22 protein-coding genes, 1 tRNA gene and 1 riboswitch are annotated in these 21,775 nt (G+C 44.2%); of the genes, 4 read left to right on the forward strand and 19 right to left on the reverse strand.

Annotated elements, in window-relative coordinates:
- Window positions 1-63: 63 nt before the first annotated feature.
- From EV202_RS11210 to EV202_RS11220, 3 genes are all read right to left on the reverse strand, one after another.
- Window positions 64-615 (reverse strand): helix-turn-helix domain-containing protein, encoded by a 552-nt coding sequence (locus tag EV202_RS11210; protein ID WP_131927125.1) that lies wholly within the window; start codon window positions 613-615, stop codon window positions 64-66.
- Between the two features lie 203 nt (window positions 616-818).
- Complete coding sequence (gene dnaK, locus EV202_RS11215; protein WP_131927126.1) at window positions 819-2,726, reverse strand: molecular chaperone DnaK; 1,908 nt, start codon at window positions 2,724-2,726, stop codon at window positions 819-821.
- 191 nt (window positions 2,727-2,917) lie between these two features.
- Window positions 2,918-3,415, reverse strand: coding sequence for an META domain-containing protein (locus EV202_RS11220; RefSeq protein ID WP_131927127.1), 498 nt, complete (start codon window positions 3,413-3,415; stop codon window positions 2,918-2,920).
- 226 nt (window positions 3,416-3,641) lie between these two features.
- Here EV202_RS11220 and EV202_RS11225 point away from each other — a divergent pair, with 226 nt between their 5' ends.
- From EV202_RS11225 to EV202_RS11240, 4 genes are all read left to right on the forward strand, one after another.
- Entirely contained in the window at window positions 3,642-4,835 is a 1,194-nt protein-coding gene (locus tag EV202_RS11225) for a saccharopine dehydrogenase family protein (protein ID WP_106070243.1), read from the forward strand.
- Window positions 4,836-4,847: 12 nt separating this feature from the next.
- The gene (bcp, locus tag EV202_RS11230) at window positions 4,848-5,294 is read left to right on the forward strand and encodes a thioredoxin-dependent thiol peroxidase (RefSeq protein WP_131927128.1); all 447 of its coding nucleotides are present in this window, start codon (window positions 4,848-4,850) and stop codon (window positions 5,292-5,294) included.
- A gap of 17 nt (window positions 5,295-5,311) precedes the next feature.
- A complete protein-coding gene (recA, locus tag EV202_RS11235; RefSeq protein WP_125239958.1) occupies window positions 5,312-6,352 on the forward strand; it encodes a recombinase RecA in 1,041 nt (346 codons plus the stop codon).
- Window positions 6,353-6,472: 120 nt separating this feature from the next.
- Window positions 6,473-6,546: transfer RNA gene (locus EV202_RS11240), tRNA-Arg, on the forward strand.
- Between the two features lie 297 nt (window positions 6,547-6,843).
- On the opposite strand, the gene EV202_RS11245 is transcribed toward EV202_RS11240, so the two are convergent.
- The 16 genes from EV202_RS11245 to EV202_RS11320 form a co-directional block, all read right to left on the reverse strand.
- Entirely contained in the window at window positions 6,844-7,872 is a 1,029-nt protein-coding gene (locus EV202_RS11245) for an iron ABC transporter permease (RefSeq protein ID WP_131927129.1), read from the reverse strand.
- Window positions 7,865-9,001, reverse strand: a complete 1,137-nt coding sequence (locus EV202_RS11250) for an ABC transporter substrate-binding protein (protein ID WP_131927130.1) — start codon at window positions 8,999-9,001, stop codon at window positions 7,865-7,867. The genes EV202_RS11245 and EV202_RS11250 overlap by 8 nt, the downstream gene beginning before the upstream one ends.
- Window positions 9,002-9,007: 6 nt before the next feature.
- Window positions 9,008-10,132: a YncE family protein gene (locus tag EV202_RS11255; protein WP_131927131.1), complete on the reverse strand. Its 1,125-nt coding sequence runs from the start codon at window positions 10,130-10,132 to the stop codon at window positions 9,008-9,010.
- A gap of 27 nt (window positions 10,133-10,159) precedes the next feature.
- On the reverse strand, window positions 10,160-12,163 hold the full coding sequence (locus EV202_RS11260; RefSeq protein ID WP_394364523.1) for a TonB-dependent receptor plug domain-containing protein: 2,004 nt from the start codon (window positions 12,161-12,163) through the stop codon (window positions 10,160-10,162).
- 73 nt (window positions 12,164-12,236) lie between these two features.
- A riboswitch (cobalamin riboswitch) is annotated at window positions 12,237-12,438 on the reverse strand.
- 44 nt (window positions 12,439-12,482) lie between these two features.
- Window positions 12,483-13,031, reverse strand: a complete 549-nt coding sequence (locus tag EV202_RS11265) for a hypothetical protein (RefSeq protein ID WP_106070236.1) — start codon at window positions 13,029-13,031, stop codon at window positions 12,483-12,485.
- A gap of 1 nt (window position 13,032) precedes the next feature.
- Complete coding sequence (locus EV202_RS11270; protein ID WP_106070235.1) at window positions 13,033-13,449, reverse strand: protein-export chaperone SecB; 417 nt, start codon at window positions 13,447-13,449, stop codon at window positions 13,033-13,035.
- Window positions 13,442-13,696 (reverse strand): hypothetical protein, encoded by a 255-nt coding sequence (locus tag EV202_RS11275; RefSeq protein ID WP_129588768.1) that lies wholly within the window; start codon window positions 13,694-13,696, stop codon window positions 13,442-13,444. The genes EV202_RS11270 and EV202_RS11275 overlap by 8 nt, the downstream gene beginning before the upstream one ends.
- Before the next feature lie 191 nt (window positions 13,697-13,887).
- Entirely contained in the window at window positions 13,888-14,316 is a 429-nt protein-coding gene (locus EV202_RS11280; RefSeq protein ID WP_131927133.1) for a WbuC family cupin fold metalloprotein, read from the reverse strand.
- Between the two features lie 83 nt (window positions 14,317-14,399).
- The gene (locus tag EV202_RS11285) at window positions 14,400-15,077 is read right to left on the reverse strand and encodes a PIG-L deacetylase family protein (RefSeq protein ID WP_131927134.1); all 678 of its coding nucleotides are present in this window, start codon (window positions 15,075-15,077) and stop codon (window positions 14,400-14,402) included.
- A gap of 25 nt (window positions 15,078-15,102) precedes the next feature.
- Entirely contained in the window at window positions 15,103-15,795 is a 693-nt protein-coding gene (locus tag EV202_RS11290; protein ID WP_131927135.1) for a sugar transferase, read from the reverse strand.
- Window positions 15,796-15,820: 25 nt separating this feature from the next.
- Entirely contained in the window at window positions 15,821-16,426 is a 606-nt protein-coding gene (locus tag EV202_RS11295; protein WP_131927136.1) for an acyltransferase, read from the reverse strand.
- A gap of 12 nt (window positions 16,427-16,438) precedes the next feature.
- Window positions 16,439-17,323: an NAD-dependent epimerase/dehydratase family protein gene (locus EV202_RS11300; RefSeq protein ID WP_106070229.1), complete on the reverse strand. Its 885-nt coding sequence runs from the start codon at window positions 17,321-17,323 to the stop codon at window positions 16,439-16,441.
- Window positions 17,324-17,326: 3 nt separating this feature from the next.
- Entirely contained in the window at window positions 17,327-18,535 is a 1,209-nt protein-coding gene (locus EV202_RS11305) for a glycosyltransferase family 4 protein (RefSeq protein WP_131927137.1), read from the reverse strand.
- 1 nt (window position 18,536) lies between these two features.
- A complete protein-coding gene (locus tag EV202_RS11310; RefSeq protein WP_207903443.1) occupies window positions 18,537-19,511 on the reverse strand; it encodes a hypothetical protein in 975 nt (324 codons plus the stop codon).
- Window positions 19,512-19,683: 172 nt separating this feature from the next.
- Window positions 19,684-20,577 carry a hypothetical protein gene (locus EV202_RS11315; RefSeq protein ID WP_131927138.1) on the reverse strand — a complete coding sequence of 298 codons (894 nt, stop codon included), beginning with the start codon at window positions 20,575-20,577 and terminating at the stop codon, window positions 19,684-19,686.
- A gap of 1 nt (window position 20,578) precedes the next feature.
- A complete protein-coding gene (locus EV202_RS11320; RefSeq protein WP_131927139.1) occupies window positions 20,579-21,748 on the reverse strand; it encodes a glycosyltransferase family 4 protein in 1,170 nt (389 codons plus the stop codon).
- Window positions 21,749-21,775 lie beyond the last annotated feature (27 nt).

Consider the following 21,775-nt stretch of genomic DNA (forward strand, 5'->3'; position numbering starts at 1 on the left):
AAAATCAAGTCCGTTTCATTTCAAAAAACGTGTAATTGACTATATTTCAATAATTTCAAAGAACTATTTATCCACTTTTACGGGACAGTAGTGAATTTCAGATTTGGGAACATAAACATAGTTACCGATTTGGCGTGTAGGAATAGAATGACGGCGTATGTGCTTAAACACACTGCTGTCATTGATATGGAACTTCTTTGCGATCTCTCCGATGGTGTAACAATCTTTGGGTTCAAAGGACAATGCCTCCTTTTTTCTCTTTCTACTCCCTGCCTTTGTTTTGAAGTGTTCATCCATATACTGCCGACTAAGGCGTATCAGACGCTGACCAAAATTGTATGACGGTATCAAGCCTTGCCGTATCATACGATAAAGAACGTCTTTACTAATTCCGTAAATCAGCATAGCTTCCTTTACGGTTAGATACCCCTTACTGGATGGTATTCGTCTAATCAGTGCTTGGCGTATCGCTTCTTTCTCTTTTGCGATTTGTCTTTTCTTATACGCCCTCTTGGAACAAGCAGGGCAACAATACTTCGACACTAATGTCGGAGGAGTAAAGATTTTACCGCACTCCTCGCAACTTCTTTGAATGATGTAATTTCCTCTTGGCATATTCTTCTCGTTTTAAATGGTTTATATCAATTTAAGTTGTACCTTATCGCCAAATAAGACGTGTCGCAAACATGTCGCAAATAAGAGATAAAAAAGCCCATAGAAAACACATAGCAACCATGAACCCCATAAACGCAAAAAGCGTGCAACTCATTGAGCTGCACGCTTTTGCTTATTGTTTATTGTCTGTTTCCTTATCGGAATCATTTGACCTCCTCAAAATCCACATCCTGCACATTATCTCCGTGCTTGTTACCATCCTGTGCACCGCCGTTTTGTCCGGCATTCATGTCAGAATCGGTTTGCGCACCGCTTTGAGCATACATTTCAGCACTTGCGGCCTGGAAAGCGGTGTTTAGTTCTGTCATGGCAGAATCAATAGCAGCCAAATCCTGAGACTTGTGAGCATCTTTCAGTTTCTGCAGAGCGGCCTCAATAGGAGCTTTCTTGTCAGCAGGCAACTTATCGCCCAAATCCTTCAGCTGATTTTCTGTAGTGAAAATCATGGAGTCTGCCTGATTCAGCTTATCGATCTTTTCACGTTCTTTCTTGTCCGCTTCGGCATTAGCTTCCGCCTCTGCCTTCATCTTTTCGATTTCCTCCTTGCTCAAGCCGCTGGAAGCTTCAATGCGGATGGCTTGTTCTTTACCGGTGGCTTTATCCTTGGCCGAAACCTTCAAGATACCGTTGGCGTCGATGTCGAATGTAACCTCAATTTGAGGAACACCGCGACGGGCAGGAGCAATACCGGTCAAGTTAAACTGACCGATTGATTTATTCTGCGAAGCCATCGGACGCTCTCCCTGCAATACGTGGATAGTCACCTCTGTCTGATTATCGGCCGCAGTAGAGAATGTTTCACTTTTCTTACACGGAATAGTTGTGTTGGCATCGATCAGCTTAGTCATCACACCACCCATCGTTTCAATACCCATAGACAGCGGAGTGACATCCAGCAATACCACACCTTTGATTTCATCTGTCAGAACTGCACCTTGAACAGCCGCACCCACAGCTACCACTTCGTCCGGATTAACACCCTTGGAGGGAACTTTGCCGAAGAATTCTTCTACCAGCTTCTGCACGGCAGGAATACGCGAAGAACCACCTACAAGGATTACCTCGTCAATATCCGCATTGTTCAAACCTGCATCGCTCATGGCTTTCTTACAGGGTTCCAAACAAGCTTGAATCAGGCTATGGGCCAAAGCTTCGAACTTGGCGCGAGTCAGCGTCTTCACCAAATGTTTGGGCACACCACCCACCGGCATGATATAAGGCAGGTTGATTTCAGTGCTGGTAGAAGAAGAGAGTTCTATTTTCGCTTTCTCGGCAGCTTCCTTCAAACGTTGCATAGCCATCGGATCTTGCGTCAGATCGGCGCCCTCGTCATTCTTGAATTCCTGAACCAGCCAGTCGATAATCACCTGATCGAAGTCGTCACCGCCAAGATGAGTGTCACCATTAGTTGACAGCACCTCAAATACGCCGCCACCGAATTCAAGGATAGAGATATCGAACGTACCGCCACCAAGGTCGAATACAGCCACCTTCATGTCCTTATGGGATTTGTCGATGCCATAGGCAAGGGCTGCGGCAGTAGGCTCGTTCACAATACGTTTCACTTCAAGACCTGCAATCTGGCCGGCTTCTTTCGTAGCCTGGCGTTGAGAGTCAGAGAAATAAGCAGGAACGGTAATAACTGCTTCCGTAACTTCCTGTCCCAGATAATCCTCGGCAGTCTTCTTCATTTTCTGCAGAATCATGGCCGAGATTTCTTGCGGAGTATACAGACGTCCATCAATATCTATACGCGGAGTGTTATTGTCTCCTTTCACCACTTTATATGGCATGCGAGATATTTCTTTCTGCACCTGTTCCCAGTTCTCACCCATGAAACGTTTGATTGAGAATACAGTCTTCGTCGGGTTGGTGATGGCCTGACGCTTGGCAGGGTCGCCAATTTTACGTTCACCACCGTCTACAAATGCCACTACCGAAGGAGTGGTTCGCTTGCCTTCACTGTTTGCGATTACCACCGGCTCGTTACCTTCGAAAACGGAAACACAAGAGTTTGTTGTTCCTAAGTCAATACCAATAATTTTTCCCATGATTGTTTTATTTTATTTGTTATTATTCATTGTTAGCCGTCCACCACATCGGCAGACGCCAATCCAAAAACAAATGCCGTGCCAAAGCATGTAAGGGCAACCACAATCGGGAAGTGACAGAACTTGCTGTCAAATTGTCAGAAACCGCATGCTCTTTTCTGCCTAAATAGTCTTTTTACTCCGGTTCTTGTTCAGAAACCAGCTTCCGCCATGCCTTCAAAATGCAGAACGGGAGGCAGTTCTTTGCCTGAAGGCTTAGGCTTCTTCTGTAATACGATTACGGCATGTCCGGAAGAACCGAACAGCCCCATATTTTTCATATCCAGCTGTCTATACCTTCTCACTCTGCCCAAAGCAGCCAGCACCTTCTGTTCCACTGCCATATCGGGACATGCCATGCGAGTATTTCCCAACGCATGCAGATGCAAAACTCCCGGTTTGGCCTTCACATCAAACGTGCCTGTGAGGCTGTTGCAACCACTGTTGCCGTACATCATGCCGGTCTTTGTGCGAAAGCTGATGTAAGGATACGATTGTCCCGGAGCAGGAACCATTGCCGTACCGTCCACTTCGATGATATACCATTCACCGTCGATAGACGAAATCTCAGTCGCGTTTTTAGTCGAAGCACAGGACGATACTCCCACCAAGGCAGCTGCCATACAGATAGATAAAATCAATTTTTTCATTATTCCTTTCAGTGTGTTCAAATTAATCCTCCTTTAGAAAACCAAAGCGGAGAGACAAATATAACGTAAAGCTTTTATTCCCACAAATCCGGCGCTTAAAAGAAAGCTTAAAAGGATATTAGGGAAAATAAAACCGCTTCATAATGATTTTATGAGAATTAACCCTTATATTTGCTCTCCGTTATTTTCACAAACAAGATATAATATAAAAATAAGTAGTAAAGAAATGGGTAAAGTTCTTATTATCGGTGCGGGCGGTGTAGGTACCGTTGTTGCGCACAAAGTGGCTCAGAATCCTGATGTTTTTACAGAAGTCATGATAGCCAGCCGAACCAAGTCCAAGTGCGACGCCGTTGTCAAAGCCATCGGAAACCCTGCCATCCAGACCGCTCAAGTAGATGCAGACTGTGTGGATGAACTTGTAGCGCTTTTCAATCGTTTCAAACCCGAAATTGTCATAAACGTGGCTCTCCCCTACCAGGATCTTACCATCATGGAAGCATGCCTGAAGAGTGGCGTCAACTATCTGGACACGGCCAATTACGAGCCGAAAGATGTGGCCCACTTTGAATATAGCTGGCAATGGGCTTATAAGAAACGTTTCGCAGAAGCCGGACTTACCGCCATTCTCGGTTGCGGTTTCGACCCGGGTGTGAGCGGCATTTATACGGCTTACGCAGCCAAGCATCACTTCGACCGGATCGAGTATCTGGATATCGTGGATTGCAATGCAGGCAACCATCACAAAGCATTTGCCACCAACTTCAATCCGGAAATCAACATCCGCGAAATCACTCAAAACGGACGTTATTATGAAAACGGCCAATGGGTGACTACCCGTCCGCTTGAAATTCATAAAGACCTCACTTATCCCAATATAGGTCCGCGCGACTCTTATCTGCTTTATCACGAAGAGCTGGAGTCGCTGGTCAAGAATTTCCCCACCATCAAACGTGCGCGCTTCTGGATGACGTTCGGTCAGGAGTATCTGACGCACCTGCGTGTAATCCAGAACATCGGCATGGCGCGTATCGACGAGGTGGAATACAACGGAACCAAGATTGTTCCGTTGCAGTTCCTCAAAGCCGTACTTCCCAATCCGCAGGACTTGGGCGAGAACTACGAAGGCGAGACCTCCATCGGTTGCCGCATCCGCGGACTGAAAGACGGTAAGGAGCGCACCTATTATGTATACAACAACTGCAACCATCAGGAAGCCTATAAAGAGACCGGCATGCAGGGTGTAAGCTATACCACCGGCGTACCTGCCATGATTGGAGCAATGATGTTCCTCAAAGGTCTTTGGAAAAGACCGGGAGTATGGAATGTGGAAGAGTTCGACCCGGATCCTTTCATGGAACAACTCAACAAGCAGGGATTGCCCTGGCACGAGATTTTCGACGGAGATTTGGAAGTTTAATAACGAAAGGCCATGAACATAGGAGACAAAGCCCCCGACATATTGGGTATCAATGAGAAAGGCGAAGAAATACGCCTGAGCAATTATAAGGGAAAGAAAATCGTACTTTATTTCTACCCCAAAGACATGACGTCGGGGTGCACCGCACAAGCCTGCAACCTGCGCGACAATTACTGTGAGCTGCGCAAAGCCGGTTACGAGGTCATCGGCGTCAGTGTGGATGGCGAGAAGTCACACCAAAAGTTCATCGAAAAGTACGATCTCCCTTTCAGCCTGATTACAGACACCGACAAGAAACTGGTGGAGCAATTCGGCGTATGGGGAGAGAAGAGCATGTACGGCCGCAAATACATGGGAACTTTCCGCACCACTTTTATCATCAATGAAGAAGGCGTTATAGAACGTATCATCACCCCTAAAGAGGTGAAGACCAAGGACCATTCCGCCCAGATTCTTTAAATCATAGCAAAAATTTTATGGCAAAAAAAGACGAACTTAATTTTGAAACAGAAAATGGCGCTGCAACACCTGCCGGGAAACTGAAAGCCTTGCAGGCTGCCATAGACAAGATAGAAAAAAGTTTTGGCAAAGGCTCCATCATGAAGATGGGCGACGAGAGCATCGAGCCGATAGAAGTAATCCCTACCGGCTCCATCGGACTGAACGTGGCACTCGGCGTAGGCGGTTATCCACGCGGACGCATCATCGAGATATACGGCCCGGAATCATCTGGTAAAACCACTCTGGCCATCCACGCCATCGCCGAAGCGCAGAAAATGGGAGGCATAGCCGCTTTCATCGACGCCGAGCATGCTTTCGACCGTTTTTATGCCGCCAAATTAGGTGTGGACGTAGATAATCTGCTCATTTCACAGCCCGACAACGGCGAGCAGGCGTTGGACATTGCCGACCAGCTCATCCACTCCTCTGCCATCGACATCATCGTGATAGACTCCGTTGCCGCACTAACCCCAAAAGCCGAAATAGAAGGCGATATGGGCGAGAACAAGGTAGGACTTCAGGCGCGTCTCATGTCGCAAGCCTTGCGCAAACTCACGTCGGCTGTCAGCAAAACACGCACCACCTGCATCTTCATCAACCAACTACGCGAGAAAATAGGTGTAATGTTCGGCAACCCTGAAACCACGACAGGCGGTAACGCCTTGAAGTTCTACGCTTCCGTGCGCCTTGACATCCGTCCGGGGCAAGCCATCAAGAATGGTGAGGAGATTCTGGGCAAACAGACCAAGGTCAAAGTGGTGAAGAACAAAGTGGCTCCCCCGTTCCGTCGCGCAGAGTTCGACATCATGTTTGGCGAAGGCATTTCGCGTGCCGGCGAAATCATAGACCTGGGTGTGGAGATGGAGATTATCAAGAAAAGCGGCTCTTGGTTCAGCTACAACAACACCAAAATTGCTCAAGGGCGTGATGCAGCGAAACAAGTCATTCTCGACAATCCTGAATTGGCCGAAGAATTGGAAGGACTGATTTTTGCAGAACTCAAAAAGGAGAAATAACAAAATCCTCCCGGACATGCACGGCGCATCTCCGGGAGTTTTTTCATCCCGGTACATTTTTTTACTGCAAAATTTTGCAGTAATATCAAAAAACCGTACTTTTGCACCGCAATTAAGGATGGTTCCGTAGCTCAGCTGGATAGAGCAACGCCCTTCTAAGGCGTGGGTCAAGCGTTCGAATCGCTTCGGAATCACAACGAAAGGCAAGCAGTCGATAAAAAAGATGGCTTGCCTTTCGTCATTTTACCGGATAGCGATTTTGCAATCATTCCGGAAACCCGATTTACCCATAGCCCACGGACAATCAGGAAAATCCGTGTCCTGCATTCCCTCCTTCCACTATTCAGAGAGATTCAATGGAAAGGTTGTACAAGTGAGGAGTCACGCTTGTACAAGCGAGGGCTTATGCTTGTACAAGTGAAAGCTCACGCTTGTACAACTGTAAGGTGATACTTGTACAAGCGTAAAAGCAGAAGCTGCCTTCGGACCTTTCAATTAAAATGTTGTGGATTTCTTTGACTAAGGATGACGTAAATGATGACCGGCGCTCCGATGATAGGCGTTACTGCATTCAGCGGAATAATGCCCGACTCGCCCGGAAGTACGCACACCAGGTTACAGATCAAAGCCACCGCCCCTCCGCTCAGGATGGTGACGGGCAGCAACAAATTATGGTTGGATGTCCCCAGAATCAGGCGGGCCACGTGCGGTACGGCCAGCCCGATGAAAGCCACCGGCCCGCAAAAGGCAGTGGTGACGGCGGTCAACAGTCCGGTGACAACCAGCAGCCAATTCCTCACCCTACGGATGTTCACACCCAGATTCTCCGCGTAGCGTTCGCCCAGCAGCAGTGCGTTCAACGGCTTTATCAGCAGCAACGAGGCAAACAAGCCCAGCAGGGTGATTGCGGCAAAGGCAGGCATCTGTTGCAAAGACACTCCGCCAAAGTTACCCATGCCCCATATCATGTAGGACTGCACCCCCTCGGCAGTAGCGAAGAAGTTGAGCAAGGCGATGGCCGAAGAGGCCATATACCCTATCATGATACCCGTTATCAGCAACATGATGTTGCTCTTCAGCAAAGTAGAGAAGAAAAGGATGAGCGCCATAATCAGCATAGCCCCCACAAACGCCCCTGCCAGCACGGAGAAGAATCCGGACAGACTGAATGTGCCTGCCGTGATGCTGCCTCCGAAGAACAGCATCACGAAAGCCACTCCCAGACTTGCTCCGGAATTAATACCCAAAATAGAGGGGCCGGCCAACGGGTTCTTGAAAGCTGTCTGCAACATCAGTCCGCAAACGGCAAGGGCACTGCCACACAGCAACGCCGTCAATGCCTGAGGCAACCGCGACTCCCATAGGATAAAAGCCCAGCCAGCCTTCACTCCTTCAGCCCCCCAAAGAATACGGAACACATCGGCCGGCGGAATCGAAACCGACCCCACCAGCAGATTCGCCAGAAAGAGCAGTACGATGATTGCTCCCAGGCCGATGCCGTATCTCCAACCTTTATTCATTCAGTTTGCAAAAATAGTGCAAACCGCCCAAATCTCCCATTTCAGGATGCAGAATTTGTATCAGGTCGGCCAGCAGATAGTCCGGACGGAAAGGCGTCTCTTCATAATACGGCACTTTCCCTGTGTTGCAGCCATAAATATTGCGGGTCTTGAAGGCCTTGAAGCCTGTATATCCCATGAAGTCCGCTTTCAGATCCGCATAGGTCATATCCCGTTCGCGGTTGTATTTGATGGTCCACACGTCCGCATTTCCCGCCTTGTCGAACACCGTCTCGAAGGCCAGAGGCACGGAACCGCTGTGCGTGTCGTCGGCAAAGGCATAATTCCCGCACGCGTCCCTGAAGAGACCACCCATGGTGCTGCGTCCGCCCGGCACATACCAAGCCGTTCCGTTTTTCAATTCACTAACCACCGACAAACGCACCGACGAAAGTTCGGCACGCATCTTCAACTGCCGATAACAGCTGTCCACCTCGGCAAAAAGACTGTCGGCTTGCGCCTTCCTGCCGAACAACAGACCATAGAAACGCATCCACTCGGCACGCCCCATGGCAGAGGTCTCCATGTAGTCGGCACATTCGATGATGGGAATATTCAGCTTCTCTACACGTCCATAGCCGCCACTGTTCTCAAAAGGCGAGAGCAAGATGGCATCCGGATGCAGGTCGATGATTTTTTCCATATCCGGATTCATGCCGTCGCCGCAGTCCGCTATCGTCCCGTTGCGACATCCCTCCTGCACGGTCGGCAGTTTGATATACTTCAGGTCGCACACGCCGCCTATGCTGCCCCAAGCGCCCAGCTTGCCCACCAGCGCGCAATGCACCGACGAGTAGACCACCGCCTTCGAGAGTGGCGTGCGCACCACCGTCCCTTCGGGCAGATTCTCCGGCAAGGGATCGGCAGCAGGCACAAGCACATACGTATGCAGCGTTTTCAACGTATCCCACGGGTTTCGCAACGAAGCCACGGTGTAACCCGGATAATCCACCAATACGAGGTTATCGGCATAGCGTAAGGCCACCGTGTCGCCTCCGGCAACCGCCGTAGCACTCCTGCCCCTTGCGCCACAAGCCGCAAAGAGCCAAATGGCAGAGCATACAACAACCGATACGAAAAATCTTCTCATCCGTTTTTAGTTAAAGAAAACCGCCCTCTTAGGATTCTGACCACCGCAATCAAACTTCTCTACAAAGCTGCCGTCGCTTTTGAAACGATATACATTGCCGTTCGTCTTGCCGTGTCCGGTAGTGGCAATGTAGATATCACCGTTCTTCCCGTTCACCTCAATCATATACACCACTGCCGTATTCAACTCTTCCGGAACATTTTTCAAGAAAGAGGTCGCATTCATCTTCCCGGACTTCGCATCATAGGTAGCAAACGAATTGCGGGCGGAAACCTCCGGCCAGTGCGAGTAGTCCACTCTCGAATCCACCAGATAAAGCAGGTCGCCTTTCGCGGCCATGTGGGTAGCATAGCCCAGTTGCGACACCTTGTTTCCGTTTTTCGGCTCTATCATCTGCAACACATAGCTTTCGGCACTGTAATCCCACGAAATGAGATACACCCGGCCATCTTCCTCTGTCATCATGTTGGGATTCTGCGTCACGGTCAGCTTCTCTTTCAGGCTGAACGTGTTCAGATCTATCACGGCCACCTCCTTGTTATAAACATACTTGGAGTCCACAACCTTATACGAATCCGCCACATAGAGCATCCGCTCGCTTATGGCCACCCCCTCCAAGTTGTTTCCCACTCCGGTCAGTTTCTTCTCCACCTGCAACGTATTGGCATCGATTTTGGCCACTGTCCCTCCGTAAAACGAAGCATAGATATAGCCATCCTCGGCGGCAATGCTGCGGATACCGGCAGACAAGTCTGCGTCACCGACAAAAGACACCCGCTTCTGCACCACACCGGCAGCGTTCAGCTTCACCAGATAATTGGAACCATACACAGCCACATACAGACACTCTTCATACACTATCATGTCCTGTCCCACATCTCCCAACTGCGCATTGTTCTGCTTCTTGAAGATGTCGCTTATGGATGCGGCATCCCCGTTGGGAGCATAAAACATGATACCCGCATTGTTCTCCTTCTGCGTGCCCTCATTCAGGAAATAAGCACGCACCTGTGGCAGACTCACCGTCGAGCCGCTGTCGTCCAACACATCATCCTCGTCGCTACAAGAAACGAGCGAGGCACTTAACGCCAGCATGCAAAGCATGCCGAATAGCAAACTTCTCACTTTCATAAATACCAGTCTTTAAAAAATTAAGTTTTAAAAATTCAATGTCCCCGTAAGCCGCCACGAACGTCCCGGCATCGGATAATATTTTATCACTTCATACTGTTCATCGGTCAGGTTCACCACCTCAGCCTGCAACCGCAGCTTGCACCGCTTCATCGCCAGCTCCCTCGACACGCTCACCGTATGCTCCATGTACCCGTCTATCCGGTTCTCCGGGATGTTTTGCGACAGCCGGTAACGCTTTCCCACTCCCACCACGGAATAGCCCATGTTCAGCCAAGGCGTTTCCCACACGGCCGATACGTTTCCCGTATGCACGGGCGTATAAGGCAACTGCTCCTTGTAGTTCTTGGCCGTTGCATCGGTCACGTCCACCGCCTTCTGATAGCTATACCCTCCGGACATGGCCAGCTTCATGCTTCTGCCCAAAGCCACCGCCGTGGCCAGCGTAATATCCACCCCTACGGCACGCACCTTGCCATAGTTTGCCATCCGCCACGCATACGTGGTGGGAAAAGCCACAATCTTGTCGGTCACGTCGTTATAATACGCATCCATCGTAACGGACAGATAATCCGGCAACCGCCAAGCCGAGCGGCTCCACGTAATGCCCACGTTATACTCGTTCGCCTTCTCCGGGCGCAGGCTTCGGTTGCCAAGCCTGTAATAATACAAATCGTTGAATGTAGGCATACGGAACGTGCTTTTGTACATCAGGCGCAAGAAGAGCTCCTCCTCCTTCCACGGTTTCAGGCTGATGGAGAGCGACGGAGCCAGACGCTGAAAATCATCGGGCGCCTCTCCCACCCTCACCCGTTCGGTCACAAACGTATGCACCAGCGTGCCCGTGGCCGTCACCGCCCCTTGCCGGTAGCGCACGTTAAAAGCCGTCAGCGAAGTATATCGCGTGGGAAACGGACAGTCGTTCAGGTTGCTTCGCAACTTATTCACCGCCCCGTCTTGCGCCACCGACAGCGACCAAGCCAATGACGGGCTGTACAATGCCGTTGCCGACAGGTAATACTCGTCTTGCCGGTGCACGCCCCGATATACTCCCTGCTCATACTCCTTCCCCTTATCCTCATACAAGTTCCATCCATGCGTATACTTGGCCTGCGCCTGCACGCTCCACCGCGGCGAGAAACGCTTCTTGTAGCGCGCCTGCACAAACGGGTTCTCATCCCACAGCGTCTCGTCCGATAACGGGTTGTAGAGCGTCACCGCACCCGGCAGCCCCCTTCGCGAATAGTAATAGCCCCCTTTCACATCCAGTTCGCCGCCATCCCCGAACGTATGATACAAAGCCGCTTCGCCCTGCCACGAATAGATGGCCGAATTGTGCCGCTTCTCCTTCGTCACATACTTCCCGTTCACCAACGTAAACGGATATACCCCATCGGCCCTCATGTAGTCGGCATTCACAGACAGGCGCGTGCGGTCGCCCACTCGCTGCCACCATCGCAACGAAGGACTCACATAGCCGAACGACCCGCCTTTCATCCTGACCCGGAAAGCCGTGTTCCGTCCCTCCTCCAAATACGGTTTCTCCGTCTCAATATTCAGCACCCCCGCCGAGGCATACAAACGGGCCGACTGCAACAAATCCTCCTCCTGCCCCACTGCCAGCGAAAGCATCGCCACATTGTCCGTCGAGAACCGTCCGATGTCAATCTGCCCCGCCAGGCAGTTGCTCACCGCCACCCCGTCATAGCTGACAGCCGTATGCGGTGCTCCCATGCTGCGTATCGACACAGTTTTCAGTCCGCCTATTCCCCCGTAATCCTTCACGTTGGCGCCGGCAAATCGTCTCACAGCATCTGCCATGCCCTGTATTCCCAGCCGTTCCATCTCCTGCTTCGACATGGTTTGCACGGGCACGGCCGATGTCACCTTGTTCGGTAGCCGTCGTGCCGTCACCACCACCTTCTCTATCTCGTGCACCTTTCCGGCAATGGTATCCCTTCCCGCCTCCTGAGCGGCAAGCGGCAAGACGCTTATTCCCAAGATACAGATGCAAGCCAGTTGCCTCCTCATATATCCGGCCATACAGACAATTAAAATTAATCTTATAAAAATCCGTGCATTGTCCGCTTTCCTCGAGCGGACAATTTTTCGACTTTGTTTTGCAGGTCTTCTGACTTGTTTCCGGTGCATCGCCTTCCCATCCTTTTTTCAAGGATAGTGGCATTGGTATTGATGCACCCTCCGCGAAACTCACAGCAGCGGGACTGTCCGGGATTTTCACCCGATTCCCTTTTCATCCATATTCTCCGAATGGAGAAGGCGGAACAAAACAGGGGCAAAGATAAGAATAACAGATGATATTATAATATCGTTAAAAAAGAAGTTTTTATTACACCAAGTAATTTATGTTATAATGATTGGGGTAGATGATTTTGCCGGCACTTAAATTGAAAGATTTCTTACGAAACAGACAAATCTGTACAGCAGGGAGTAATTCTAAGCAACTTTTTTCACTATCTTCAAATGGAATAAAAATAGGATTTGATCTCGAGAAATGACCATAAGCCCTAATCCCATCATACTTAGAAGCTAAACCGGCTTTACTCTTCAAATACTCTATCACTTTGGCAACCGTGGTAGTCTTAGTAACCAACTTTTGGGACTTCAAGAAATCAATTACTTCATTAAAGGATTTCAGATGTTCCATGTTACCATGCAGGTCAAAGCATTTTCCATTCAATAAGTCACACGTATATTCTACAATTACATAATTTTCTCTATACCTCACCTTGCCCCACCAATGTGCATTTGCAATCAATGTATCCCAGAAATAATATCCCTCTCCCAGCCATGCATTTGCAGCTTTGCAAATAAAAGGAGCATTCGATTCTATGTAATCAGGATTATCTCTATCCTCTACCGTCTGGAAAAGCTTCATCTCATTGCACTTCTTTAGTGTGTTTCTTCAAAGGTTCTTCCAAGGAAGACAAATTCATTGTCGGTAAAACAATGGGAGGAACATTTGCCTGAAGCGTTATTGTACTCACAAAAGCTCTAACATATGGAAACACTATTGCAATACTGTTTGCATAGAAAAAAGAAGGAATCTCATTAAATTGGATATTGCTTGCAAATTTAAAAGTTGCATGACACTCAACCGAGACAAAAGACTCCGAAGCACCTTTATCTTTCGCAGAAAATATAAACTTTAGGTCAAAAACAGAATTAGGGTTCATTTGCTTAAAACTTCCCGAAGGTTTAAAATCAATTTCCAATTCTGACAACTTGTTTAAATCAAAATCAATTCTCACTCTATTAAAGATATATTTCTCCAAAGAAAAAGCAGCCTTATTCATGATAAAAGAATATTATTGGTGAATATTGGGTACAAATATAAGAAAACTCCGAATACAAATCCGGAGTTTTCTTGTTTTTATTTTCTGACGTTCCTTTCCATTTGAATGACCAATTGCTTGTAAATGATAAAAAATCATCTATTGTAGGTCCTGTGTTATAGGAATCAAATTCCTCCCACTCTTGTTCAATAATAGCCCGTGGGCTATTATTAAAATATTGCTTTAATTGTTCTAATATGGTATTCATAATCCCAATCTTTTGATATATCAAGCCTTGATGATAACTAATCACTTATAAACTTTATGCAAAGATATTATTTTTCTCTCAATACGCCAAATTCATCCCAATATTTTTACCATCTGTTATATAAAGGCATATTCTTGCCTCTCAACATCCTCCATAACAGTCAAAAATGGCTGTTCCATGCATCGCTTCTCTTATGGAATATAAGCTCCGTCTTTCGCTTCAAATATAATTGAGGGCTCCTGTACATTCACCGTATGCCATACACCTGCAGGAATTTGCATACCATACAGCCCTTCGGCCGGACAAAGCAACTGCCTTGATACTTCCCTGAAAGTTCTTTTCCCCACTACCTCCCCTATATTCGATAGCGCATCCGACGCATACTCCTCCACCTCTTCATAGAAAATTTCCTCCAGCTTTCCACGTAGACATACCACCGTTTCCGCTGTAGCCTCATGCCGATGAATTGACACCTCCGTGCCTGGAAGCAACGCATTCAGCATCCGTTGCGACGTATCCTCCGACGAGTTACGCAAGTCATAATTCTGTCGCAGTCTTGGAGATTCAGCAGCCTGTACCAACAAACTGTCCAAGAAATTCTTATCAAATAAATTGTTCATTATATAACAATCATTTATTTAACGATGCCAGATATGCCTCATGCAGAGGATAATATAGTTTCAATGAACAATACTTCATTCTATCAATACGCCCTGAGCACCACCTCAAAAGCTTCGGAGTACATCTGCCCCCACTGACCACCTCTCATAGCCGCAAGACCTGAGATATATTCGGCCGATCTAGGATGTGGATATGAACGCATAACACCACGGTACATTGAGAGAGCCTTAATTTTAGCTTCCACACCTTCCTTGCCAACTTCTACAAAGCAATTAGGATTAAAAGTATTCATGCCGCTATTTATCTTCCACTCCGTACAAGAAGGTACTTCCATATACCAAAACTCTTTCACACGTTTTACCCCTGGGCGTCTTTGGAACAGACGGATAGCTTCCTGACACGCCATTGAGGTCTGTAAATGGTCATTATTAGTATCTGCAGGATGATGAGTGATGATAATATCCGGTTCACTTTCCTTAATTGCACTTTCTATGAACTGTACCAACCGCAAGTGAGGTACAGTATTCATCTCGATATTAGGAAATGTACCTTCATAAATTTTATTTACTCCGAGGAACTTATTGGAAGCATTCGTATCATCCTCCAATTCATTGTCCTCCGGACGGAAAGCACGTACTTTAACTTCCGTACACATAATGACAACTTCTACTTCATCACCCTCTTTACTCCACTTATACATAGAAGCACCAGCTCCCAAGACCTCATCATCAGGATGAGCCACTACAATTAAACGCCTCATAATTTATTCTTTTTTTATTACACAATTAAAGCTTAGGCATCACTTCTATCTCAGAATTTGACGCTTTAGCGTCAGCAAGAAACTCCCTCAATATCCAAGTGGCTTCTTTGCCAAGAAAAGTATATACAATGCAGATAACAGTATAAATGATCATCTTCAAATCATAGAAAAAACCAGCTTTCTTAACGTATGTATATTCCAATTCTCTGCGAGTAGGATAAACCTTCTCCATATATTCCTTCTCATCTGTGAAATTATCACCATAAACAAAGTCATAAAGTGCAGCAGGTCCGCTAAGTCCTACTGGTACACTCTTGGCTTCATCCCATTTACCATAGCGGAACATATCAAATTGATCTTTTGCTACAGGTCGAGGACCAACAAGACTCATAGTACCATTAAGGATATTGAGCAATTGAGGTAACTCATCAATCTTTATCCTACGGATAAAATGGCCACAAGGGAAAATTCGGTCTTCTTCTGGACGGAGAGAAGCTTCTGCTCCTTTCTTTGGTTCTTTCAGCACTCGCATGGAACGAAACTTATACATTTTGAAAAGTTTATTGTTCTTTCCTATTCGATGAGCAGTATAGAAAATAGGCCCCCAGTCAGAAATCAGGATGCCAATTATACCGATTATCCACAAAGGGCTGGTAACAATAATACCAAGTAGTGCACACACAAAGTCAAATATTCGCTTTATTATTCTGTAAATCATAATACCGATACTTACAATTCACTTTCTATTCATTAGAAGATTTTGATTTATCTCCTCTATGTGGTATTTGCTTCAAAACCTTTGCAGGCCTCCCGGCAGCCACTGTCCAAGCCGGTATATCCGTTGTAACAAATGAACCTGCACCTACGATGGCACCTTCACCTACTGTCACTCCCGGCATCACAAAACTTTCCATTCCTATCAAACACCCTTTCTTTAGAACAATAGGCTTCACTATATATCCTAGTTCCATATAATCATCTCCAACACAATAATCACAAAAATTTCTTTGATGACAAAGCAAACGAGTTCCAGAAGCTATACTAACGTGATCTTCCAGTGTAATCATATCAGCATGTCCTTGATCTATTCGTACATAATCTCCAATAAAACATTCTTTACCAACATGACATCCCATCTTTCGCATAAGTATAGGTCTAATCTTGCGAGGATTGAATGACTGCAATATCGGCCAATCCATCATCTTTTCCAATCTCTTACGATAGATGTTACCAAAAAACTTTCCAAAAACCTTACTTACACTTACATCACCATATTCTTCTTCTGAATAGTTAAAGCCGAGTGTTCTCAACATTTTGTAAGTCGTACTTAGTTTTTTCTGCTTACTCATATCTTAAATCGATTATTTTTTATTTTTAGGTTCAATACCTGCGAATGATTCTTTCAAACTTACCACTCTATATTCAAATGCATATTTGCTCATTTCCATATCATATGTACTATTAGAAAACATCTTACCCAAAGGACGGACATGATTCCCGAACATCCATATGAGAGGATTAAATAATCTTGTAATCCAAACATGTCTTCCACTCTGTTTCGCATAATAGCGAATGATCTCTACAGTATCAGCATATTCTGCATTTTGAGGAAACACGATACCTCCTGTTTCGTGTAAAATCAACTGCTTAACGAACTCACAAAGGTTATCTATATAAAGCATACTTCTCTTATTATGCCAAGCCGGGAAGATAGGAGTCTTATTAGCCAACCATACCAATCTAGGAAAATTACCTTTACATCCTGGGCCATAAATCATTGGTGGTCGAATAATACACACTTTAAAGTTATTATCTGATAAGGTGCGGATTCCTTCTTCTCCTTGTAATTTACTATCGCCATAAAAGCCATTAGGTGCTGGTTTTGTATCTTTATGTATCTGCTTACCTTCAAGAGTCTTCACTTCTTTATAAACAATCATACTACTCATATGGATAAATTGCTTCACACCTGCAGCTTTAGCCGCTTTGGCTATCTCTATCACCATATCGCGGTTAACAGCATAATACAGAGGTCCCTTACCTTTAGCCGCTTTAACATGGGCAATACCAGCCACATTGTAAACAACATCATATTTTGAGAAGTCGGCTTGCTTCCAACGATTGTCAATCGTATCTACAGCATCAATATCAAATAGCTTTTCTTTACCATCAAATGCAGCATCAAGCCAATGTTCTACTCTGAGACCAACATAACTGCCGACACCTGTTATCAAAACTTTCTTCATGATTTATTTTGCTCCTATAATCTTCTCTAAATTATCAATACACATATCCATTCGATAATTCTTCATGTAATAGTCTCGGCTATTATGTCCCATTTTTTCAAAAGATTCGCGATTCGTTAGAACCTTTTCTCTAATTACCCTTATCAATGCTTCGGAATCCCCTGCAGGTACGGCATATCCACACTGTGATTCATCAATGATATCAGCTCCGCCACATCCTATCATGGCTAGGACAGGTCTTCCAGCCGACATGTATGATTGTAGGCGAGCTGGAACAACAGCTTCTAAATGAGGAAATCCTGCCCTCAAGGTTACAAGCATTACATCTGCTTGTTTGTAAAAAGCTGGCATAGCTTCAAAAGGATACTGTCCAAGACAAACAGCTTTATTCTCCATCCCATTTCTTTTGATGAAGTTTTCGAGCCATTCTTTTCGCGAGCCACCACCTACAAATATCCATTTCACTTCGGGTTCGTCTTTCAATCCTAACATCACCTCAGTTACAGCTTCCAGATTCTGAGACTTACCCAGATTACCTGCAATCATAATTTTAAAGCCTTCCGGAACTTGTGGTATTTCATAATCGGCAGACATCTCAAGAATATCATCACTCCAATTTGGAAAGTAAATAATTTTATCCTTAAAGTCACCTTTTTCTTCGATAGGCGCTCGAAAACGTTTACTTGTTATCAATATCTTATCTGTTTGATTATAAATATTTTTAACCAGCTTATCAACAAAGTTCACTACTTTCTCGTTCTTTATCCCCCCCCCAGACTTCATAGCATCTGGCCATAAATCCATAATCCAATAATAGAAAGGAATTTTTCTAAGCTTTCTCAGCAATAATGCCGGATAAGCTTGGAAAATAGGCGAAGGCTCATGACCGATAATGCAATCATACTTCTTTTTCCATGCAAAGAAAAAAAGCACCCACAAGCATCCACTGATTACGTATGACAAATAATTGAAAGGTAACCTCCATCCCCCTTTCCCTCTTGGTGTTTGAAAACAACGATATACATTAACACCATTTACAACTTCATACCGCTTGCTAAATAATCCATATCCATCAAAGAATTTCCCGTCAGGATAATTGGGAATACCTACAAGGGCATCCACATGATGCCCTCTTTTTGCCAATTCAAAAGCTAAATCATTACTTTTAAATACCTCTGGATAAAAATATTGTGTAACTAATAATATTTGCATTTTATATTTCTATATAAGATGATTTCCCATCATAACCTTTCAAAGCTCTTCCTGAAAACCAGAGCTTTCCATCACAATACGCATTCTGTGGAAACTCAAATGTACCAAATTGGAAGATTGCTGGCCAGCAATCTTTCTCAGCCTTAAAAACTTCTTGCCATTTCTCTCCATCTTTAGTAACCCAAATATGTGAGAAACGGTCTTTATTCACTTTTGAAGGCTCAATGGTTGTAGATAAATAAGAAACACATTCTACCTGCCCACCTTTAATAGCCGATCCTTGAATTTTAAACAAAGATGTAACCTCCAATGTTTCACGATCAATTCTTTTAATCTCATTCTCCACATACTGTGAGTCAGTCGCATACACAATGAAATCCTTATAGAAAAACAACTGACAACTTCTATATTCCTGCCCTCCACGAAACACTTCATGAACCGTTTTAAATTCGTCTTCGGTATACCCGATAACACATTCATTCTCACGGTCTCCAGTCAAGTACCACATTCGTCCCGTATACTTGTCGTAAAACAATCCATGTATATGATTGATATTGCCAGATTCGAAAGTATAAACCACTTCCCATGTATCCCCTTTGTTATAAGAGCCATATACATTTACTGCAGTCTTATCTAAATTCTGGAAATACTCACCAAAGAAAACATGTCCATTGGGCAGAATACAAAGATTCAATGGTTTGGAGCCTTTGGGGATATTAAAGACCCTTGCAAAAGTAACATTATCTCTCAGTTTGAAAAGCCCTTTCTTGGCTACAACTATAGTATTACCATCCGCAAACTTATAATATCCAGTAACTTCTGCACGCACCAATCTACGGATAAGTTTAGAAAAAGAGTATTTGGAGTACTTCCACCCCTCTAGATGATAACTAACTTTCTTATTACCATCAATATTGAGCACATTTATAGCATCGGCTCTATAACAAAACATGTTGCCATCATCAATGGCTATCATTTTACCGGTTATCATTATTAAGTATCCTCATTTAACCAAAGCTTTTTTACATAAAGCTGAATATCTAATAAAATTTGTAATATTTGAACTTTCTATGCTGAAATGTGTCCGATAAAAATTCGCACTTCTTGATTAGGGTATCTTCCTCATTAAAGACTCCATTGTTTCTTTTTTATGGATATCTTAACCTATGTCTGTTTTGGGAAGTATTATATTCTTCAAATTCATAGGCCTCAATAAAAGATGCTGGAGTTTTATTAATGATCTTCACTCCTAGATAGTCTGCATAATCTCGCAAGACAAAATGAGACTTTAACGCATTATGGATATCGAGTACCCACTTGCAGTACTCACCTTTTTCAAAATATCTCATGTTCTTATTCTCATAAAAATGTCCATCATTCATAAAAATTCTATGTGTTTCTGGATCAACATCAAAAATTTTCAGCCATGAATGTTCCACACCATATAGATATATTTTCTTATAACCAGCATTTATGGCACAAAAAACAGCCGCATTAGATATATTCTGAGGCAAAGGCATACCTAATGATTTTTTATATAGCCAAAAACATACATTATCAAAACCGGAAACAGGCGTCATGTTATATATGCATACTGTTATATTCTTGTTTTTTGTCAATCCGTCAATTATATCTTTTTTACCATTGTTTGGGTAATAAAAAGTCATAGGCCATGTTACTTTACTTATAATATCATAAAGTTGTTCTACTTGTTCCTTATTATAATCTCGTTGAGCAGTTCCAATCAAAATATTATCAAGAACAATGTAATTTGAGGGTTTGGCAATAAAGAACATATCAGTGTTCCCAAAGAAATTAACAGCAAAAAGATCCCTGCCATTCACATCTTCCTTTTTGATAAAATTAGCTAAAGACGGGCCATTGCCAAATATATAGCAAACATCCCCTTTATGTTTCTCACGTTCTTTCTTAAAAAAAGAACCCACATTGTATTTACTAAACAATATTATTGATAGCACGGAAATAGCAGTATCCATCAGCAATTTCATTTTTAAATATATCCGCTTCGCAAATCTTTTCATCTTATTTCTCACTCAATATTTTATAATACAATGCAACATATAGTTTAAATATTTCTCTCCAGTCATATTGCTTTCTACTTATTCGTTTTTTCCTATGATTTCTTGCCCATAAAACAAATGCATCACTATCAAATTTATTATAATCAAACACATAATAATCATTTTTATTGGTTGTATCTGTAATTACTGTTCTCAAAACATCTTTATTCAAAGCTATTTTTAGATCTGTAGCATATGCTTCAACTTCAGACAAAGCCTGTCCTTCCTCATAACTTCCATGGATATATACGTCAGCAGCAGAATAATACTTATATAAATCTGCATTAGCAACATAACCAATTATAATCACTTTATCCTCAAGACCATTGTCACAAATATATTTCCTGATTTTTCCCTCGTCAGGGCCTCTTCCTATAAGGATATATTTATATTTAAAATCTACACCAAGACTACTGAGTTTTTGAATGAAGCTGTATTGGCCTTTTCGGTGCTGTATTGAACCGACCGTCAGCAAAACTGTTGTTATATCATCAATGCCCAAATTTTCCCTTACAATTCTTCTCTCTTCATCACAAAAATAAAATTTATTCGTATCTACACCATTAGGTATGATTATACTCCTTGATTTAGGATAATTTCGTTTAATAATCTCTGCAAGTGTTTCATTTGTAAGACATGTAGTATAATCTGGCATGTCAACAATTGATTTAGCCTCAGTATCATTATTCTTATTTACACCATGAAATGTCAGAATTAAAGGTATATTAAATTTCTCATTTGCGAAATACGCAGATGACATCTGCACTAAATTCATACAATGTATTATATCCGGCTTTTCCTCTTGGATAATACGATAAATATTGTCTCGATACATCTCATAATGAATAAAGTTTGCATGACATTGCTTCTTATAAAACCACCACTGTCTAAATCTTTTAACTGGATTCATTAACATCTCAAATAATACCCTATAAGGTCTCAACAATGTACCTCTATAACAAGTAGTACCATTTATTCTTTTTGCAGCATTATCAGATATATTCGTAGCGTATACGATAAGATCTATGCCAATAGTCGAACACCGACTAAGTTCATATACCACATTACATACCCCCGTGGTGTAAGTCCCCCCCACTTCAGAGGGTAATTGTCCAATCATTAGTATTTTCATAAACAATGTGCATTTGCAGTTGAAATC

Origin of the sequence: Prevotella heparinolytica, assembly GCF_004342845.1 — a bacterium.
Classification (GTDB): domain Bacteria; phylum Bacteroidota; class Bacteroidia; order Bacteroidales; family Bacteroidaceae; genus Bacteroides; species Bacteroides heparinolyticus.

Excerpts from the sequence above, each read along its gene's own strand:
- EV202_RS11210 (WP_131927125.1), bottom strand. The coding sequence starts at position 615 with ATGCCAAGAGGAAATTACATCATTCAAAGAAGTTGCGAGGAGTGCGGT.
- dnaK (WP_131927126.1), bottom strand. The coding sequence starts at position 2,726 with ATGGGAAAAATTATTGGTATTGACTTAGGAACAACAAACTCTTGTGTT.
- EV202_RS11220 (WP_131927127.1), bottom strand. The coding sequence starts at position 3,415 with ATGAAAAAATTGATTTTATCTATCTGTATGGCAGCTGCCTTGGTGGGA.
- EV202_RS11225 (WP_106070243.1), top strand. The coding sequence starts at position 3,642 with ATGGGTAAAGTTCTTATTATCGGTGCGGGCGGTGTAGGTACCGTTGTT.
- bcp (WP_131927128.1), top strand. The coding sequence starts at position 4,848 with ATGAACATAGGAGACAAAGCCCCCGACATATTGGGTATCAATGAGAAA.
- recA (WP_125239958.1), top strand. The coding sequence starts at position 5,312 with ATGGCAAAAAAAGACGAACTTAATTTTGAAACAGAAAATGGCGCTGCA.
- EV202_RS11245 (WP_131927129.1), bottom strand. The coding sequence starts at position 7,872 with ATGAATAAAGGTTGGAGATACGGCATCGGCCTGGGAGCAATCATCGTA.
- EV202_RS11250 (WP_131927130.1), bottom strand. The coding sequence starts at position 9,001 with ATGAGAAGATTTTTCGTATCGGTTGTTGTATGCTCTGCCATTTGGCTC.
- EV202_RS11255 (WP_131927131.1), bottom strand. The coding sequence starts at position 10,132 with ATGAAAGTGAGAAGTTTGCTATTCGGCATGCTTTGCATGCTGGCGTTA.
- EV202_RS11260 (WP_394364523.1), bottom strand. The coding sequence starts at position 12,163 with ATGAGGAGGCAACTGGCTTGCATCTGTATCTTGGGAATAAGCGTCTTG.
- EV202_RS11265 (WP_106070236.1), bottom strand. The coding sequence starts at position 13,031 with ATGAAGCTTTTCCAGACGGTAGAGGATAGAGATAATCCTGATTACATA.
- EV202_RS11270 (WP_106070235.1), bottom strand. The coding sequence starts at position 13,449 with ATGAATAAGGCTGCTTTTTCTTTGGAGAAATATATCTTTAATAGAGTG.
- EV202_RS11275 (WP_129588768.1), bottom strand. The coding sequence starts at position 13,696 with ATGAATACCATATTAGAACAATTAAAGCAATATTTTAATAATAGCCCA.
- EV202_RS11280 (WP_131927133.1), bottom strand. The coding sequence starts at position 14,316 with ATGAACAATTTATTTGATAAGAATTTCTTGGACAGTTTGTTGGTACAG.
- EV202_RS11285 (WP_131927134.1), bottom strand. The coding sequence starts at position 15,077 with ATGAGGCGTTTAATTGTAGTGGCTCATCCTGATGATGAGGTCTTGGGA.
- EV202_RS11290 (WP_131927135.1), bottom strand. The coding sequence starts at position 15,795 with ATGATTTACAGAATAATAAAGCGAATATTTGACTTTGTGTGTGCACTA.
- EV202_RS11295 (WP_131927136.1), bottom strand. The coding sequence starts at position 16,426 with ATGAGTAAGCAGAAAAAACTAAGTACGACTTACAAAATGTTGAGAACA.
- EV202_RS11300 (WP_106070229.1), bottom strand. The coding sequence starts at position 17,323 with ATGAAGAAAGTTTTGATAACAGGTGTCGGCAGTTATGTTGGTCTCAGA.
- EV202_RS11305 (WP_131927137.1), bottom strand. The coding sequence starts at position 18,535 with ATGCAAATATTATTAGTTACACAATATTTTTATCCAGAGGTATTTAAA.
- EV202_RS11310 (WP_207903443.1), bottom strand. The coding sequence starts at position 19,511 with ATGATAGCCATTGATGATGGCAACATGTTTTGTTATAGAGCCGATGCT.
- EV202_RS11315 (WP_131927138.1), bottom strand. The coding sequence starts at position 20,577 with ATGAAAAGATTTGCGAAGCGGATATATTTAAAAATGAAATTGCTGATG.
- EV202_RS11320 (WP_131927139.1), bottom strand. The coding sequence starts at position 21,748 with ATGAAAATACTAATGATTGGACAATTACCCTCTGAAGTGGGGGGGACT.